Below are 16,150 nucleotides of genomic sequence, written 5' to 3'. Positions count from 1 at the left end.
CCAAGACCGACACCCTGTCTCCAGGATAAGCACGCAAAGTGAAAAGCGGGTTCTTTCATTTGCTTAATCCCTGAGCCAGCGAGCTGAACAAAGCGGTGATAATGTTGTCGGATTGCCTGAGTTTCCATTAAAATGGATCGGATCGATATAAGCACACAAAGGGGGAAGTGCTTACTTATTATGAAACATAAACCACAGATGATGAAAATGCGTTGGTTGGGTGCTGCAGTGGTGTTATCCCTGTATACCTCATCGGCACTGGCCTTTAACATCGACGATGTCGCAAAACAGGCAAAATCGATGGCAGGCAAGAGCTACGAAGCGCCGAAAAGTAACTTGCCCTCCGTTTTCCGCGACATGAAATATGCGGACTATCAGCAGATCCAGTTCAATCACGATAAAGCGTACTGGAACAATATTAAGACCCCGTTCAAGCTTGAGTTTTATCATCAGGGTATGTACTTCGATACCCCTGTAGCCATCAATGAAGTGACGGCAACGGCGGTACGTAAAATCAAATACAGCCCGGATTACTTCAATTTTGGCGATGTGCAGCACGACAAAGATACGGTTAAAGATCTGGGCTTTGCAGGCTTCAAGGTGCTTTACCCGATCAACAGCAAAGATAAAAACGACGAAATCGTCAGCATGCTCGGCGCCAGCTACTTCCGCGTTATTGGCGCGGGACAGGTGTACGGGCTTTCTGCGCGCGGCCTGGCTATTGATACCGCGCTGCCATCAGGTGAAGAATTCCCACGTTTCCGCGAGTTCTGGATCGAACGTCCAAAACCAACGGATAAACGTCTGACTATCTACGCACTGCTGGATTCCCCGCGTGCAACGGGCGCGTACCGCTTTGTGATCATGCCAGGGCGTGACACGGTGGTTGACGTGCAGTCTAAAGTCTACCTGCGCGACAAAGTGGGTAAACTGGGCGTTGCGCCGCTGACCAGTATGTTCCTGTTTGGGCCGAACCAGCCGTCACCGGCGACCAACTTCCGTCCTGAACTGCACGATTCCAACGGCCTGTCTATTCATGCCGGTAACGGTGAGTGGATCTGGCGTCCGCTGAACAACCCGAAACATCTGGCTGTCAGCAGCTTTGCGATGGAAAACCAGCAAGGTTTCGGTCTTCTGCAGCGTGGCCGTCAGTTCTCTCGCTTTGAAGATCTGGATGACCGCTACGACCTGCGTCCAAGCGCGTGGGTGACCCCGAAAGGTGACTGGGGCAAAGGGAAGATTGAACTGGTTGAAATCCCAACCAATGATGAAACCAACGATAACATCGTCGCTTACTGGACGCCGGATCAGCTGCCGGAAGCCGGGAAAGAGATGAACTTCAAATACACGATCACCTTTAGCCGCGACGAAGACAAACTGCATGCGCCGGATAACGCGTATGTCATGCAGACTCGCCGTTCAACGGGTGACGTGAAACAGTCTAATCTTATCCGTCAGCCTGACGGTACCGTCGCTTTCGTGGTGGACTTCACCGGCCAGGACATGAAGAAACTGGCGCCAGATACTGCCGTGACCGCCCAGGCCAGCATCGGTGATAACGGTGAGATCGTTGAGAACACCGTACGTTACAACCCGGTAACGAAAGGGTGGCGTCTGACCCTGCGCGTGAAAGTGAAAGATCCGAAACAGACCACTGAAATGCGCGCTGCGCTGGTCAGTAACGATCAGCCGCTGAGTGAAACCTGGAGCTATCAGCTACCTGCCAATGAATAATACATCTGAATATATTGATGCCATGCCGCTGACGGATATCGAAAAAGCGGCACTGCCTGAGAGCGACATCCGCGCGGTACATGCCGCGCTGGATGGGGAACATCGTCAGTTTTCACGTGATGACGATTCTCCGCTGGGGTCAGTGAAGGCACGTCTGGAGCAGGCATGGCCGGACTCGCTGGCAGAAGGGCAGTTGATTAAAGACGACGAAGGACGCGATCAGCTTCAGGCGATGCCGAAAGCAACGCGTTCTTCCATGTTCCCCGACCCCTGGCGTACCAACCCGGTTGGCCGCTTCTGGGATCGCCTGCGCGGGCGTGACGTGACGCCACGCTATCTGTCGCGTCTGACAAAAGAAGAGCAGGCCTCCGAACAGAAATGGCGTACCGTGGGGACGATCCGTCGCTACATTCTTCTGCTGCTGACGCTGGCGCAGACGGTTGTCGCAACCTGGTACATGAAGACGATTCTGCCTTACCAGGGCTGGGCGCTGATCAACCCGGCAGACATGATGGGCCAGGATATCTGGGTCTCCTTCATGCAACTGCTGCCGTATATCCTGCAAAGTGGCATTCTTCTGCTGTTCGCCGTTCTCTTCTGCTGGGTCTCGGCCGGTTTCTGGACCGCGCTGATGGGCTTCCTGCAGCTGCTGATGGGACGAGACAAATACAGCATTTCGGCGTCTACGGTCGGGGATGAACCCCTGAATCCTGAGCACCGTACGGCACTGATTATGCCTATCTGTAACGAAGACGTTGACCGCGTATTCGCGGGGCTGCGCGCAACCTGGGAGTCCGTTAAGGCGACCGGTAACGCCGCCCATTTCGACGTCTATATCCTGAGCGACAGCTACAATCCGGACATCTGCGTTGCTGAGCAAAAAGCTTGGATGGAGCTGATTGCAGAAGTACAGGGCGAAGGTCAGATCTTCTACCGTCGCCGCCGTCGTCGTGTGAAGCGTAAAAGCGGCAACATCGATGACTTCTGCCGTCGCTGGGGTAACCAGTACAGCTACATGGTGGTGCTGGACGCCGACTCGGTGATGAGCGGTGATTGTCTGAGCGGTCTGGTGCGTCTGATGGAAGCTAACCCGAACGCGGGTATCATCCAGTCTTCGCCAAAAGCGTCCGGCATGGACACGCTTTACGCGCGTTGCCAGCAGTTTGCCACCCGTGTTTACGGGCCGCTGTTTACTGCCGGTCTGCACTTCTGGCAGTTGGGTGAGTCCCACTACTGGGGTCACAACGCCATTATCCGCGTGAAGCCGTTTATCGAGCACTGTGCGCTGGCACCGCTGCCGGGCGAAGGTTCGTTTGCCGGCTCGATTCTGTCGCACGACTTCGTGGAAGCGGCGCTGATGCGTCGTGCAGGGTGGGGCGTCTGGATTGCCTACGATCTGCCTGGATCCTATGAAGAACTGCCGCCGAACCTGCTGGACGAACTTAAGCGTGACCGCCGCTGGTGTCACGGGAACCTGATGAACTTCCGTCTGTTCCTCGTGAAAGGGATGCACCCGGTTCACCGTGCGGTGTTCCTGACCGGCGTGATGTCTTATCTCTCCGCGCCGCTGTGGTTTATGTTCCTGGCGCTCTCCACGGCTCTGCAGGTGGTGCATGCGCTGACTGAGCCGCAGTACTTCCTGCAACCGCGTCAGCTGTTCCCGGTGTGGCCACAGTGGCGTCCGGAGCTGGCGATAGCGCTGTTTGCCTCCACCATGGTGTTGCTGTTCCTGCCGAAGCTGCTCAGTATCATTCTGATCTGGTGCAAAGGCTCGAAGGAGTATGGCGGTTTCTGGCGGGTAACGGTTTCACTGCTGCTGGAAGTGCTGTTCTCCGTGCTGCTGGCACCGGTGCGTATGCTGTTCCATACCGTGTTTGTGGTCAGCGCGTTCCTGGGCTGGGAAGTGGTCTGGAACTCACCGCAGCGTGATGATGACTCCACGCCGTGGGGTGAAGCCTTTATGCGTCACGGCTCGCAGCTGCTGCTGGGGCTGGTGTGGGCTGCTGGGATGGCATGGCTGGATCTGCGCTTCCTGTTCTGGCTGGCGCCGATTGTCTTCTCGCTGATCCTGTCGCCGTTTGTGTCGGTCATTTCAAGCCGCTCAACGGTTGGCCTGCGTACCAAACGCTGGAAGCTGTTCCTGATCCCGGAAGAGTATTCGCCGCCGCAGGTGCTGGTGGATACTGACACCTATCTGGAGCAGAACCGCCGTCGTACGCTGGATGATGGCTTTATGCACGCGGTGTTTAACCCGTCGTTTAACGCCCTGGCAACGGCAATGGCTACCGCGCGTCACCGTGCCAGTAAGGTGCTGGAGATTGCCCGCGATCGTCACGTTGAACAGGCGCTGAACGAGACGCCAGAGAAACTTAACCGCGACCGCCGTCTGGTGCTGTTAAGCGATCCGGTGACTATGTCGCGTCTGCACTACCGTGTGTGGTCTTCCCCGGAGCGCTACTCCTCGTGGGTGAACTACTACAACGATCTGAAGCTTAACCCGCTGGCGCTGAAGGCGAAGTAAGTGGCAACGTAGGGCGGGTAAGCAATGTGCCACCCGCCAGATAAAATACCGGCTTAAACGCCGGTATTTTTTTAGAGGTAACGGATGAAAATAATCATCGTCGTCATGATGGCATGTCTGCTGAGCGGCTGCGGCAGCATCATCAGTCGCACCATTCCGGGGCAGGGCCACGGGAATCAGTACTATCCGGGCGTGAAATGGGATGTCCGGGATTCCGCATGGCGCTACCTGACAGTGCTCGATCTGCCGTTCTCGCTGATTTTCGATACGCTGTTGTTGCCCATCGATGCCAGCCACGGCCCCTATGAGTAGCGGTAATTAACGCTCGTCCCATTCGTCAGCTGCGGTTTGACCTTCTTCCGTATCCAGCGGTGGCTCGAGCTGAAATTCACCCTCATCCCACTCGTGCAGGGTGTTCTCTTCCAGCCACTCCTGACGCAACTCAATTTCGTCATAGTCACCATCAAAGACGGCCTGAGCTCCTTCACCGCTCAGGATCGGCAAACATTCGCCTTCTTCACCTTCGTCAGCAAAGAATTCGGCCTGCCACATAATATCTCCGTCCTGAAGGACATACTTTTGGATATTGAGTTGTTGCACGTCCGCATCTTCTTCATCAACGCCGGGGTTATCGGCGAGGAACTCTTCACGAGCGGCATCAATAGCTTCTTCCAGCGTACTATAGAATACATATTCTTTATCGGACATAATGAGTTCCTCAATGATTATGTTTATCAAATGTATAGGTGCATGAATGCGAACTGTCAAAGCCTACATCTATAGTAGGGTATCGAGCTTGCAGCAGGTTGATGCTTTTGGCTTAGATCGCCAGATTAGTACAGTATTAGACTTCCTCGAAAACGCTAAACTACCCGCTGAATTAGGGTATCAGCTTGATCCAAGCCATCATGAAGTACTGGAAAGTGATAAAGGCTTGTCAGGTTACGCCGGACACAACTTCACGAAGGGATCATTGGGGCGGTTCAAGGAACGTGTAAGATCAGGAGAAATTACTGAAGGTTGTTTGCTGATTGAGAGTGTTGACAGGTTTTCCAGGAAGCAGGGCTATGATGCAATTGATGAGTTTACTTTCCTGATCAAACGTAACATTGATATTGTTGAAGTTGAAACGGGGCAAATCTACAGCTATAAGCTCGATCACAAGTTATCTGCATTATCCACAAGTATTGAACGTGTGACCTGCCCCCACGATTAGATACAACACTCAGTTAGTAACGTCGGAATCTTCATTCTCAGAATGACCCTTTCTCCAGCCCGCTGCAAATTCAGACGGTGTCTGATAATTCAGCGTGGAGTGCGGGCGGCATTCGTTATAATCCTGCCGCCAGTCATTAATAATTTTCCTGGCATGAACGATATCGCTGAACCAGTGCTCATTCAAACATTCATCGCGAAATCGTCCGTTAAAGCTCTCAATAAATCCGTTCTGCGTTGGCTTGCCCGGCTGGATTAAGCGCAACTCAACACCATGCTCAAAGGCCCATTGATCCAGTGCACGGCAAGTGAACTCCGGCCCCTGGTCAGTTCTTATCGTCGCCGGATAGCCTCGAAACAGTGCAATGCTGTCCAGAATACGCGTGACCTGAACGCCTGAAATCCCAAAGGCAACAGTGACCGTCAGGCATTCCTTTGTGAAATCATCGACGCAGGTAAGACACTTGATCCTGCGACCGGTGGAAAGTGCGTCCATGACGAAATCCATCGACCAGGTCAGATTGGGCGCCGCCGGACGGAGCAGCGGCAGACGTTCTGTTGCCAGCCCTTTACGACGTCTTCTGCGTTTTACGCCCAGGCCACTGAGGTGATAAAGCCGGTACACGCGCTTATGATTAACATGAAGCCCTTCACGGCGCAGCAACTGCCAAATACGACGGTAGCCAAAACGCCTGCGCTCCAGTGCCAGCTCAGTGATGCGCCCTGATAAATGCGCATCAGCAGCCGGACGGTGAGCCTCATAGCGGCAGGTCGACAGGGATAAACCTGTAAGCCTGCAGGCACGACGTTGCGACAGACCGGTCGCATCACACATCAACATCACGGCTTCCCGCTTCTGGTCTGTCGTCAGTACTTTCGCCCAAGAGCCACCTGAAGCGCCTCTTTATCCAGCATGGCTTCGGCAAGCAGCTTCTTGAGTCTGGCGTTCTCTTCCTCAAGCGACTTCAGGCGCTTAACTTCAGGCACCTCCATACCGCCATACTTCTTACGCCAGGTGTAAAACGTGGCATCGGAAATGGCATGCTTGCGGCAGAGTTCACGGGCGGGTACCCCAGCTTCGGCTTCGCGGAGAATACTGATGATCTGTTCGTCGGAAAAACGCTTCTTCATGGGGATGTCCTCATGTGGCTTATGAAGACATTACTAACATCGGGGTGTACTAATCAACGGGGAGCAGGTCAGCGTCCTACAAGAGAACGAAAACTTTTAACAGTAATTTCTACATCGGAAGAAAAATTTGGGCGTGAGGTGATTTGTTCTATTGTTGCAAAAGATTCTGAATTATCTGCCATTACATTTCCTTATCTTTGCGTACTGTTTGGATGAACAGCTTGTGAGAATATACACCCCTTATAAGGATCTTTCAATGGCGTATGAAGTCTAAGGTTATAGGCTATGCGTGTTTAAAACGAACCCGGGGATTCTGACAGGACGGACTGATAAAGCCAAAGGCTAAAGTACGTACTTATGACCGGATAATGTAATGGTACAATTATGTATGTATTTTACTTTACGATGCTTCCAGCGTGGCGTACATGGTCATTGGTGTCTCCCTGTTTTCCAGAAGGTTTCAGGGAAAGAATAGCTGAATATCTGATTCTGCAAGTATGAATGCGAAAATAAGCCGTCACGTATTTGTCTTATTCCGCCACCGGCCGTAATGTCCGGGATAAACTGAACCACGAGTAAACCGCATTAAACAGTACTACGCCCGCCGTGACGATAAATACGGCGCGAAAACCGAAGCTGGCGGAGATCCCGGCCCCCACCAGCGGGCCGGTAACGTTGCCGATGTCGCGAAATGACTGGTTGTAGCTGAAGATACGCCCGGCGATCTGGTTCGTAGAGTTGTAAACCAGCAGGGTCTGAACGGCGGGCAGTAACGCCCCGTCGGCGGCACCCAGCAAAAAGCGCAGAACGCCCAGCTGCCAGGGTGATTGCACCATCGACATGGGAATGAGCAGCAGCACGGAGATCACCAGCGCACAAATCAGGATCTTTTCCGGGCCGACACGGTCTCCCAGTTTCCCTAACCTCGGGGCGCTAAGCAGCGCCGCCACGCCGGGTACGGAGGCAATCAGCCCGCTGATAAACGCAATGTTGCTCACGTTACCTGCCAGATCGCGAACGTACAGCGTCAGAATAGGGGCAATCGAACCGGTCGCGACCTGAATAATGAGTGTCGTCACGAACAGGCTCAGTACCAGTCTGGGGTTTTTGAGTGAAGCCAGCACATCCCGTGCGTGGAGCATCTCTTTTTTGGCGACGGGGGTGAAGTTTTCACGAATGCAGATCAGCGTAACGATAAAGCAGAGGAACAACACGCTGGCAGTAATGAAAAATACCGGGCGCAGGCCATAGCTGTCCGCCAGCAAGCCGCCCGCCAGAGGCCCCAGCAAGGCGCCGCTGACGCCTCCGGTTGAGAGCGTCCCGAGCGCCCAGCCGCTTTTATGACGCGGGATCTGGGTGGCGATCAGCGCATTCGCGTTGGGAATAAATCCTCCCAGCAGGCCAAGTAGCGCGCGCAAAATCAGAAACTGCCAGACGTTCTGCGCCACACCCATTAACGCCATGATGATGGCCATTCCCAGCGCCGAGCGCAGCAGCATGATTTTACGCCCTTTACGGTCGGCAAGGCCGCCCCAGAACGGCGAAGCAATGGCGGAGAAGAGGAAAGTGATGCTGAACACCAGACCAGACCACATATTGAGCGCACTGTGGCCCGTCACGCCCAGTTGTTCAACGTACAGGGGCAGAAAGGGCATCACGAGGCTAAACGCCGCGCCGGTAAGAAAACAGCCAAGCCAGGCAACCGTAAGGTTACGTTTCCAGTTTATGGGGGCATCTGAGGGTGACATAACAATCCGCATAATGAGGTGCAGCGCACCGTAAGGCATGAAGTAATAAGCCTGCTAATTATGCGCCTGGGTTATGATTGCCGCAATGAGGGAGAGCTTTTAAAGCTAAAACAGGGAGCGGCCCAAAGGGCCGCAGGGGGAATTAATAGCGGGACGGCGTGCCTTCTGGCCGCGTTTTAAAGCGGCGGTGCAGCCACATGTACTGCTCCGGTGCGAGCATAATGCATTTCTCGACAATGCCGTTCATCCAGCGTGCGGTGGTCTCAGCATCATCCAGTGGAGGCGCCAGTTCGGGCTCCAGCATAATCAATTCGTAACCCGAACCATCCGGTTTGCGGCGCGGAACAAAAGGGACGATGGCGGCTTTGGACATGCGTGCCAGCATCCAGGTGCCCGTGGTGGTGGCCGCCTCGTCAACGGCAAAGAACGGAACAAATACGCTGGATTGCGGGCCGTAGTCGTGATCGGGGGCATACCAGACCACTTCACCTGATTTGAGGGCGCGGATCATGCCCTTCAGATCCTTACGGTCGATCATGCTTTTGTTGGACCGCATACGGCCATTGGTTTGGATCAGATCGATAACCGGGTTGTCGTTTGGACGATAAACCCCAATGCCGGGCGCCTGCATACCGAACATACGGGCGCCGATTTCCAGGGTCAGAAAGTGTACGCCAATCAGCAGCACGCCCGTCTGATTCGCCTGCAGCGAATGTACCGGCTCCATCCCCGTACCGGCAACGACGCTCCAGCGCGCCATGCGTTTGTCCGGCCAGAACCACGCCATTCCTGTTTCCATCAGCCCCATGCCGACAGACTCAAAATTCCTGGTCACCATGTCATGACGTTCAGCCTCGCTCATGTCCGGGAAGCACAGTTCAAGGTTGCGGTAGGCGATTCTGGCGCGACGCTTCATAAACATTTGCGCAAGACGACCCAGGCTTTTGCCCAGACGGAAAATAACCGGGTAGGGGAGTTGGACCAGAAGCCATAAAAAGCCAATGCCAAGCCAGGTCAACCAATAGCGAGGATGCAAAAGGGTGACGGTAAATTTCGGTAATTGGGTCATGTCGGTCCTGTTTTCTAACGTCCTGAAGGTCTTAGTGTCTCATTTTTTACTACATAGCCAAAATGTCTGATGTCGAAACGCGCGCTAATGCAGCAAATGTTATGACGCATAGTTCAGGCTGACAGAAATGTAGCGTAAATTGTGTGGATGTAAATTGTTATTGTTTGCTATATGATGCCGACCGATTTTCCTTTCTCAATAACGATTGCAGGACTTGTACACCATGCCAGTGTTACACAACCGCGTATCGAATGAGATGTTGAAGGCGCGTATGTTGGCTGAAACCGAACCGCGCACCACCATCTCATTCTATAAATACTTCACGATCAACGATCCGCAAGCGACCCGCGATGAGCTCTATAAGGCCTTCACTGCGCTGAACGTCTTTGGGCGCGTCTATCTGGCGCGTGAAGGTATCAACGCCCAGATCAGCATCCCGGAAAGCAACGTGAGCGCCTTCCGCGATTTTCTTTACGGCTTCGATCCGGCGCTGAACGGCTTACGCCTGAACATCGCCCTGGACGATGACGGTAAATCATTCTGGGTGCTGCGTATGAAAGTGCGTGAGCGCATCGTGGCAGACGGCATTGACGACCCGGCCTTCAACCCGGCTGACGTGGGGGAATACCTGAAGGCGGCGGAAGTCAATGCGATGCTTGATGACCCGGACGCGGTATTCATCGATATGCGTAACCACTACGAATATGAAGTGGGCCATTTCGAGAACGCAATGGAAATCCCGGCCGACACCTTCCGCGAGCAACTGCCGAAAGCGGTTGAGATGATGCAGGAACATAAAGATAAAAAAATCGTTATGTACTGCACCGGTGGTATTCGCTGCGAAAAAGCCAGCGCGTGGATGAAACATAACGGATTTAATAAGGTCTGGCATATCGAAGGCGGTATCATCGAATATGCCCGCCGTGCCCGTGAGCAGGGGTTACCGGTGCGTTTTATCGGTAAAAACTTTGTCTTTGACGAGCGAATGGGTGAGCGTATTTCAGAAGACGTTATTGCCCATTGCCACCAGTGCGGCGCACCGTGCGATACTCACACCAACTGCAAAAATGACGGTTGTCATCTGCTGTTTATTCAGTGCCCGGCGTGCGCAGAGAAATTTAACGGCTGCTGTAGCGAACTGTGCAGTGAAGAGAGCATGCTGCCGGAAGAGGAGCAGCGCCGCCGTCGTGCGGGACGTGAAAACGGCAATAAGATTTTTAATAAATCCCGTGGCCGCCTGAATACCAAACTGGGTATTCCTGACCCGGAATGATAATGACGCCCGGCAACGTCAAACCCTGCCGGGCGTGTTTATTATGCCTTCTGCTGAACACCTTCAACGGAAATTATCAGCTCTACGTCCTGAGACGCCGGACCCAAATCCGTGGTGATATTAAAATCTTTCAGATGAATTTTTCCTGCGGCTTCAAAACCTGCACGTTTGCCACCCCACGGATCGTCACCCTGGCCGAGTAATTTGGCTTCCAGGGTCACCGGTTTCGTGACGCCATTGAGCGTCAGATTACCGGTAATATTCAGCTTCTCACCTTCTTTCTTCACCTCGGTCGACGTAAAGGTCGCCTGTGGGAATTTTGATACATTCAGGAATTCCGCACTACGCAAATGTTTATCGCGCTCTGCATGGTTGGTGTCGACGCTATTCGTATTAATGGTCACATTGACCTTATCGGCGGCAGGATTTTTATCGTCAAAGGTGAATGTGCCGTCAAAATCTTTAAAGGTACCGTAGAGCCAGCTATAACCGAGGTGCTGAATACGGAAATTGACGAAAGCATGCTGGCCTTCTTTATCAATTTTATAATCAGCCGCCACGGCAGAACCGGTGGTGAATAGCAGAGAACCTAATGCGATACCCAGCAGGTGTTTTTTCATTTTATGCTCCAGAGTCAACTGACGAACGGCCAAGCATGCGCTTTAACGTATCGTCTTTATCGATGAAATGGTGTTTAAGGGCGGCAAGCCCGTGCAGGACAGACAGGATCACCACGCTCCACGCGAGCCAGAGATGCACCACGCCTGCGGTGTCGGCCTGAACCCCTGCGTCAGAGAGCGTGGCCGGAACCTCAAACAGGCCAAAGACGTTAATCGGCTTGCCGTCTGCAGTGGAAATGAGATACCCGCTAATCAGAATGGCGAACAGCAGGATATAGAGCGTAACGTGCGCGGCAACCGCGCTGACACGCGTTAATTTACTGTGGGTTTTGGGCGCGGCGGGCGGCGGGGAAATGTGACGCCAGATCACGCGAATAAACAACGTCATCATCAGCAGGATGCCGATGCTTTTATGCAGTTCTGGTGCCTGGTGATACCAGCCGTCGTAATAACTGAGCGTCACCATCCACAGACCCAGTCCGAACATTGCATAAACGGTAAGAGCAACTATCCAGTGTAAACACATGGATATTATTCCGTAGCGCTGAGAGGAGTTACGCAATTGCATCAGAATGACCATTCGAAGAAAAACAGAATAGTAAAAATGAACGGGAATAAATGATATTGCAACTGAAATAATTGAATATAGATTTTTATTTTATTTATTTCAGCAGTTTTGAAAATGATCCGCAAATGTAATTCAATCGCTTCGTCCAAGGCGGAATAAGCAGCAAGCAAAAGATTAAGCTAACCTAAAGTAATGTCAGTAATTGTCAGCTTCACTTTTCAGTAAAATACAATGTAAATAATATCGATGAGTGCCAGCAGCCCCCATAATAAAATATAGAGCATAAAATGCTCACGAATGTTATTGATAAGAAAGCCAACGATCCTGCGCATAATGTCCCGTTTTCTGTCTGGAAAACGGGTTCCGGACGTCCGAAACCCGCGGCGGATTATCTGCTAAAACGCGAAAGTGAGAAGGGGGTGAGATCAAACTGCGGTGCGATCCCCTGGGCAAACTGCGCAGCAATCTCGCCCAGCACGGAGGCGAACTTAAAGCCATGACCGCTGAGGCCGGTGATGAGTAGCGTGTTGTCATGCCCCGGCAGGGTGTCAATGATGAAGTCTTCGTCCGGCGTGTTGTCGTAGGTGCAGGCAGCACCATACAGTAAGCCGCCTACGCCCGGCAGGATATTGCGCAGGAAGGTAAACGCTTCGGAGCCATCCTGTGGGTATGCACCGAACGGTTTACGCTCTTCTGGGGAGGAGATCGCCTGCCCGCCATTGTGTTTTCCGATTTTGAGTGCGTCTTTCTCAGACGGGAAGCCGTAAAACTGATCGCCGTTCGGTAACTCCCCGGTAAATGCCGGGAATTTATTCTGTGCGCTGTAACGGCCATCCGACTGGAACCAGGAGAAGACCTTGCGCACCGGCTGAACAGGCAGATCGGGCAGCAGACGGGTGACCCAGGTGCCTGCGCTAATCAGCAGACGGGACGCTGAATATTCTCCGTCCGCAGTGGTGACCGTAACGCCGTCAGCGTGATGAGTGAGGGATTCCACCGGGCAGTTGAAGAGCTGAGCGCAGCCCGCTTTTTCCGCAAGATCGATCCAGGTTTTGATGGCCGTTTCACTGTGTAAGACCCCGGAGTTGGCTTCAAACAGGCCGATATAATCGTCCGGGACGGCAATCTCTGGCCAACGGGCCATGATGCCTGCCGCGTCCAGCTTCTCCACATCAAGATTAAACGCTTTCGCACTCTGTTCAACGTTGGCCAGAAAATCAGAGCGGGCAGGGCCCAGGTTGATGATGCCCGTGCGTTCGAAAATGCGTTCTTCCGTCAGCTTCGCCAGTTCATCCCATAGCGTCTGGGCGCGGAGCACCAGCGGAACATAGCGCTCGCCTTCACCATAGGCGTGGCGAATAAGCCGGGTGTCGCCATGATGGCTGCCCTCTGCATGGGGAGGACGATGGGCATCGATCATCAGGACCTTCAGACCCGCTTGCGTTGCGTAATAACCGGCGGCAGACCCCACGGATCCGCTACCAATAATGATTAAGTCGTATCTCATATCCATCTCTCGAACTTACGCTTTGTTAGCAGAGTAATTAACTATGCGGGCTGACACAAGGGAGAAATAAATAAGGCACCCGGAGGGTGCCTGTTGAGCGAAGAATAGGTATAAACCTAGTGCCGTTTATACTCATTTTCCTGATAGTCGCCAGATTCTATTTTGGCAATACCTGCCTCTAAAATAGAAATAAACTGACGGGCGACGTCTGTTGTAAGCCACAGCGTCTGTCCAACTTCCGCTTCTTCACGGTTGAGTTGATTCGGGGTCTGGTAGTGCAAACGCAGCATCAGCGCATCGTAGCTATCTACGGTACTGATATCCCAGCCAACAAGCGGATGGGTCTGGATGACTTCGCTATTCTTTTCCATTATAACCCCCTTAATGCGTGTTAGAAGACAACGGCTCCGAGGTTCAATGCATGTTTTTCTGAAAGCATCTTCAGTATACAAGTAATAAGGGTTCGCAAGGGAAAAATAAACAGTTGGCAACACATTTTTCAGCTTTTTAGGATTGTTCGAACAATAAAACACCACCTTGTTCACGATTTTTAAATTTGTTGCCGAATTAATTTGAACGAACCGGATTTCAGACGAAAAAAAGCCGGGGCGACCCGGCAAAAAAGAACAATGAGGGAGCAAGATTAATCTGTGATGAACCAGTCGTCGGCGCTTTCCCAGGTTTCCTGCAGGATTTCGCTGATACGGTCTTTATCTTCTTTCGCGCCGCCAATGACGGAGAGGTTGTTTGCCGCCGCATAACGAACCGTTACGGCACCAGCGTTGTCAGGGAAAGTACTGTTAATACGGCGGGATAATTCACCGGCCAGCGCATCAAGCGCGCCAGCAGGCAGAACGGTTGTTTTGGCTATGGTGACTTCAATACGCATAAATGCCCCCTGTGTAATATACTGTTTATTTATACAGGTATATTATGGGTTTGACAACAAGGGGCACTGTTTTTTTAGCGTTTTACCGTCCAGTTGACGGTTTCACCGGCAAGGAATGGGATGAGCGTGTCATCCGTCAGCGGAATGGCCTCGTCCACGCGGCTCTCTTTACGCTCCAGTTCAATGAACGTTTCGTTGACCGGCAGCCCGTAGAAGCGTGGTCCATTGAGCGAGCAGAACGCTTCGAAATGTTGCAGGGCATTCATCTCTTCAAACACGGTGGCGTAGCTGGCGAGTGCGGTAGGGGCATTAAAGCAGCCTGCGCAACCGCAGCTGGCCTCTTTGCGGTGGCGTGCATGAGGCGCGGAGTCCGTGCCGAGGAAGGCGCGGGAGAAACCGCTGGCAACGAGTTCACGCAGCGCCTGCTGATGAACGTTACGCTTCAGAATGGGCAGGCAATAGAGATGCGGACGAACGCCGCCAACCAGCATGTGGTTGCGGTTAAACATCAGATGCTGCGGCGTGATGGTGGCGGCAATCAGTTCATTGCCATCGCGGACATACTCTGCGGCATCTTTGGTGGTGATGTGTTCAAACACCACTTTAAGCGCAGGAAGACGCTGGCGTAGCGGCTCCATTACGGTTTCGATAAAGCGGGCTTCACGGTCGAAGATATCAATGTCGGCGTGGGTCACTTCACCGTGTACCAGCAGCGGCATGCCCAGTTTTTGCATGCGCTCCAGAACCGGCATGATGGCGTCAATACTGGTGACACCGTGGCTGGAGTTGGTGGTAGCGTTAGCCGGGTAGAGTTTCGCCGCGGTGAACACGCCTTCGTTAAAGCCGCGTTCCACTTCATTCGGATCGAGGGTGTCGGTCAGATAGCAGGTCATCAGCGGAGAGAAATCATGTCCTGCCGGCACGGCATCAAGAATTCGCTGGCGATAAGCCATAGCGGCATCAACGGTGGTGACTGGTGGAACCAGGTTAGGCATGACAATCGCGCGGCCATAAATTTCGCTGGTATACGGCACGACCGTTTTCAACATATCGCCATCACGCAGATGGATATGCCAGTCGTCAGGGCGGCGGATTTTAAGAACCTGGGGTTGTGCAGTCATGGAAGCTCCGGCTTGTCAGGAATCAGTCATTAGGATGGCTGTTTTTGCCGGACACAAATCATAAGCGGAAACGTTTTCGTTTGCACACTTTTCCGTAAAAAAAAGGGCGCTTTTGCGCCCCTTCAGGTTAATCGGTGAATGGAATAACGATCTCTCCCGGTTTCACCTCGATGCCTTTGGCATATTTTTTCGCCAGTGCCTCACCCTTGCTCTTGTCTTCACTTAAGACATAGGCCGGCTGCTGGTTAAAGTAGTTGCGCAGGGACTGGTTCAGGTAAGGCATCAGGGTCTGCATCACCGGTTTCATCTTGTCCGGCGTGACGTCCGCGTCTACCACTTCCATCTCCTGTAGGAAGATGGCCCCTTTCTCTTTGTTAAAGACCGGCAGCGCTTTGAGCTTCAGCTTAATGTTGGCTTTCTGGTTACCGAAGAGAGAGGTCATATCGAGATTGGCATCCCCGGCGAGAGTGACTTTATTCGGCTCTTCGCGCCCAATCTGGCTGGTGAGATTGCTGAGGACGATATGCGCATCGGCAAGCCCCGGCACACCAATGTCTTTTGAAAAGTTATTATGTTTTTCCAGCGCCTGATTAATTTCCTGCTCACTGACGGTGTATTGCGTAAGCTGGTTACAACCTACCAGCAGGCCGCTGACAATGAATGCGGCGGCAATGACAATTTTTTTCATAGTGTTCCTCAACGAAAAATCGGCGCTACTGTCCTGTTACGCCAGTATGTCAGGGTGAAATAGCGG

The 16,150-nt window shown here is 52.8% G+C and carries 17 protein-coding genes; 5 read left to right on the top strand and 12 right to left on the bottom strand.

From position 1 onward, the window contains the following. Window positions 1-180 precede the first annotated feature (180 nt). From mdoG to ECL_RS12695, 3 genes are all read left to right on the top strand, one after another. On the top strand, window positions 181-1,734 hold the full coding sequence (gene mdoG / locus ECL_RS12705; RefSeq protein ID WP_013097164.1) for a glucans biosynthesis protein MdoG: 1,554 nt from the start codon (window positions 181-183) through the stop codon (window positions 1,732-1,734). Then, window positions 1,727-4,255, top strand: coding sequence for a glucans biosynthesis glucosyltransferase MdoH (gene mdoH, locus ECL_RS12700; protein ID WP_013097163.1), 2,529 nt, complete (start codon window positions 1,727-1,729; stop codon window positions 4,253-4,255). The genes mdoG and mdoH overlap by 8 nt, the downstream gene beginning before the upstream one ends. Window positions 4,256-4,339: 84 nt before the next feature. Next, window positions 4,340-4,567: a YceK/YidQ family lipoprotein gene (locus tag ECL_RS12695; protein ID WP_013097162.1), complete on the top strand. Its 228-nt coding sequence runs from the start codon at window positions 4,340-4,342 to the stop codon at window positions 4,565-4,567. Window positions 4,568-4,573: 6 nt separating this feature from the next. Here the strand turns inward: ECL_RS12695 and ECL_RS12690 are convergent, their stop codons facing one another. Further along, window positions 4,574-4,963 (bottom strand): MysB family protein, encoded by a 390-nt coding sequence (locus ECL_RS12690; RefSeq protein ID WP_013097161.1) that lies wholly within the window; start codon window positions 4,961-4,963, stop codon window positions 4,574-4,576. Between the two features lie 46 nt (window positions 4,964-5,009). Here ECL_RS12690 and ECL_RS12685 point away from each other — a divergent pair, with 46 nt between their 5' ends. Beyond that, window positions 5,010-5,471: a recombinase family protein gene (locus tag ECL_RS12685; RefSeq protein WP_044158654.1), complete on the top strand. Its 462-nt coding sequence runs from the start codon at window positions 5,010-5,012 to the stop codon at window positions 5,469-5,471. Between the two features lie 9 nt (window positions 5,472-5,480). Here ECL_RS12685 and ECL_RS12680 read toward each other — a convergent pair. From ECL_RS12680 to ECL_RS12670, 3 genes are all read right to left on the bottom strand, one after another. Further along, window positions 5,481-6,601, bottom strand: a protein-coding gene (locus ECL_RS12680) for an IS3-like element ISSen4 family transposase (RefSeq protein WP_087451024.1) whose coding sequence is annotated in 2 segments (ribosomal slippage) — window positions 5,481-6,343 and window positions 6,343-6,601 — 1,122 coding nt in all. Because the reading frame shifts where the segments join, the coding sequence is not laid out codon by codon here. Window positions 6,602-7,131: 530 nt separating this feature from the next. Beyond that, complete coding sequence (mdtG, locus tag ECL_RS12675) at window positions 7,132-8,349, bottom strand: multidrug efflux MFS transporter MdtG (RefSeq protein WP_028027946.1); 1,218 nt, start codon at window positions 8,347-8,349, stop codon at window positions 7,132-7,134. Window positions 8,350-8,491: 142 nt separating this feature from the next. After that, window positions 8,492-9,418: a Kdo(2)-lipid IV(A) acyltransferase gene (locus tag ECL_RS12670; RefSeq protein WP_013097158.1), complete on the bottom strand. Its 927-nt coding sequence runs from the start codon at window positions 9,416-9,418 to the stop codon at window positions 8,492-8,494. Between the two features lie 223 nt (window positions 9,419-9,641). Here ECL_RS12670 and trhO point away from each other — a divergent pair, with 223 nt between their 5' ends. Further along, complete coding sequence (trhO, locus tag ECL_RS12665) at window positions 9,642-10,691, top strand: oxygen-dependent tRNA uridine(34) hydroxylase TrhO (protein ID WP_013097157.1); 1,050 nt, start codon at window positions 9,642-9,644, stop codon at window positions 10,689-10,691. A 41-nt stretch (window positions 10,692-10,732) separates the two neighbouring features. Here trhO and ECL_RS12660 read toward each other — a convergent pair whose 3' ends face one another. The 8 genes from ECL_RS12660 to ECL_RS12625 all read right to left on the bottom strand — a co-directional run bounded on the left by ECL_RS12660 (window position 10,733) and on the right by ECL_RS12625 (window position 16,084). Next, window positions 10,733-11,311 (bottom strand): YceI family protein, encoded by a 579-nt coding sequence (locus tag ECL_RS12660; protein ID WP_013097156.1) that lies wholly within the window; start codon window positions 11,309-11,311, stop codon window positions 10,733-10,735. A gap of 1 nt (window position 11,312) precedes the next feature. Beyond that, window positions 11,313-11,879, bottom strand: a complete 567-nt coding sequence (locus ECL_RS12655) for a cytochrome b (protein ID WP_044158657.1) — start codon at window positions 11,877-11,879, stop codon at window positions 11,313-11,315. A 218-nt stretch (window positions 11,880-12,097) separates the two neighbouring features. Continuing rightward, complete coding sequence (locus tag ECL_RS12650) at window positions 12,098-12,211, bottom strand: YceO family protein (protein WP_013097153.1); 114 nt, start codon at window positions 12,209-12,211, stop codon at window positions 12,098-12,100. A 56-nt stretch (window positions 12,212-12,267) separates the two neighbouring features. Continuing rightward, window positions 12,268-13,386, bottom strand: coding sequence for an N-methyl-L-tryptophan oxidase (gene solA / locus ECL_RS12645; RefSeq protein WP_044158660.1), 1,119 nt, complete (start codon window positions 13,384-13,386; stop codon window positions 12,268-12,270). 116 nt (window positions 13,387-13,502) lie between these two features. Then, the gene (gene bssS / locus ECL_RS12640) at window positions 13,503-13,757 is read right to left on the bottom strand and encodes a biofilm formation regulator BssS (protein ID WP_008500827.1); all 255 of its coding nucleotides are present in this window, start codon (window positions 13,755-13,757) and stop codon (window positions 13,503-13,505) included. 272 nt (window positions 13,758-14,029) lie between these two features. Next, a complete protein-coding gene (dinI, locus tag ECL_RS12635; RefSeq protein WP_013097151.1) occupies window positions 14,030-14,275 on the bottom strand; it encodes a DNA damage-inducible protein I in 246 nt (81 codons plus the stop codon). A gap of 74 nt (window positions 14,276-14,349) precedes the next feature. After that, window positions 14,350-15,396: a dihydroorotase gene (gene pyrC / locus ECL_RS12630; protein WP_013097150.1), complete on the bottom strand. Its 1,047-nt coding sequence runs from the start codon at window positions 15,394-15,396 to the stop codon at window positions 14,350-14,352. 127 nt (window positions 15,397-15,523) lie between these two features. After that, complete coding sequence (locus tag ECL_RS12625; RefSeq protein ID WP_013097149.1) at window positions 15,524-16,084, bottom strand: lipoprotein; 561 nt, start codon at window positions 16,082-16,084, stop codon at window positions 15,524-15,526. Window positions 16,085-16,150 lie beyond the last annotated feature (66 nt).

The organism is Enterobacter cloacae subsp. cloacae ATCC 13047 (assembly GCF_000025565.1).
GTDB classification, from domain to species: domain Bacteria; phylum Pseudomonadota; class Gammaproteobacteria; order Enterobacterales; family Enterobacteriaceae; genus Enterobacter; species Enterobacter cloacae.
The sequence above is the reverse complement of the archived record's forward strand: the minus strand, read 5'-3'. Positions and strand labels throughout refer to the sequence as shown.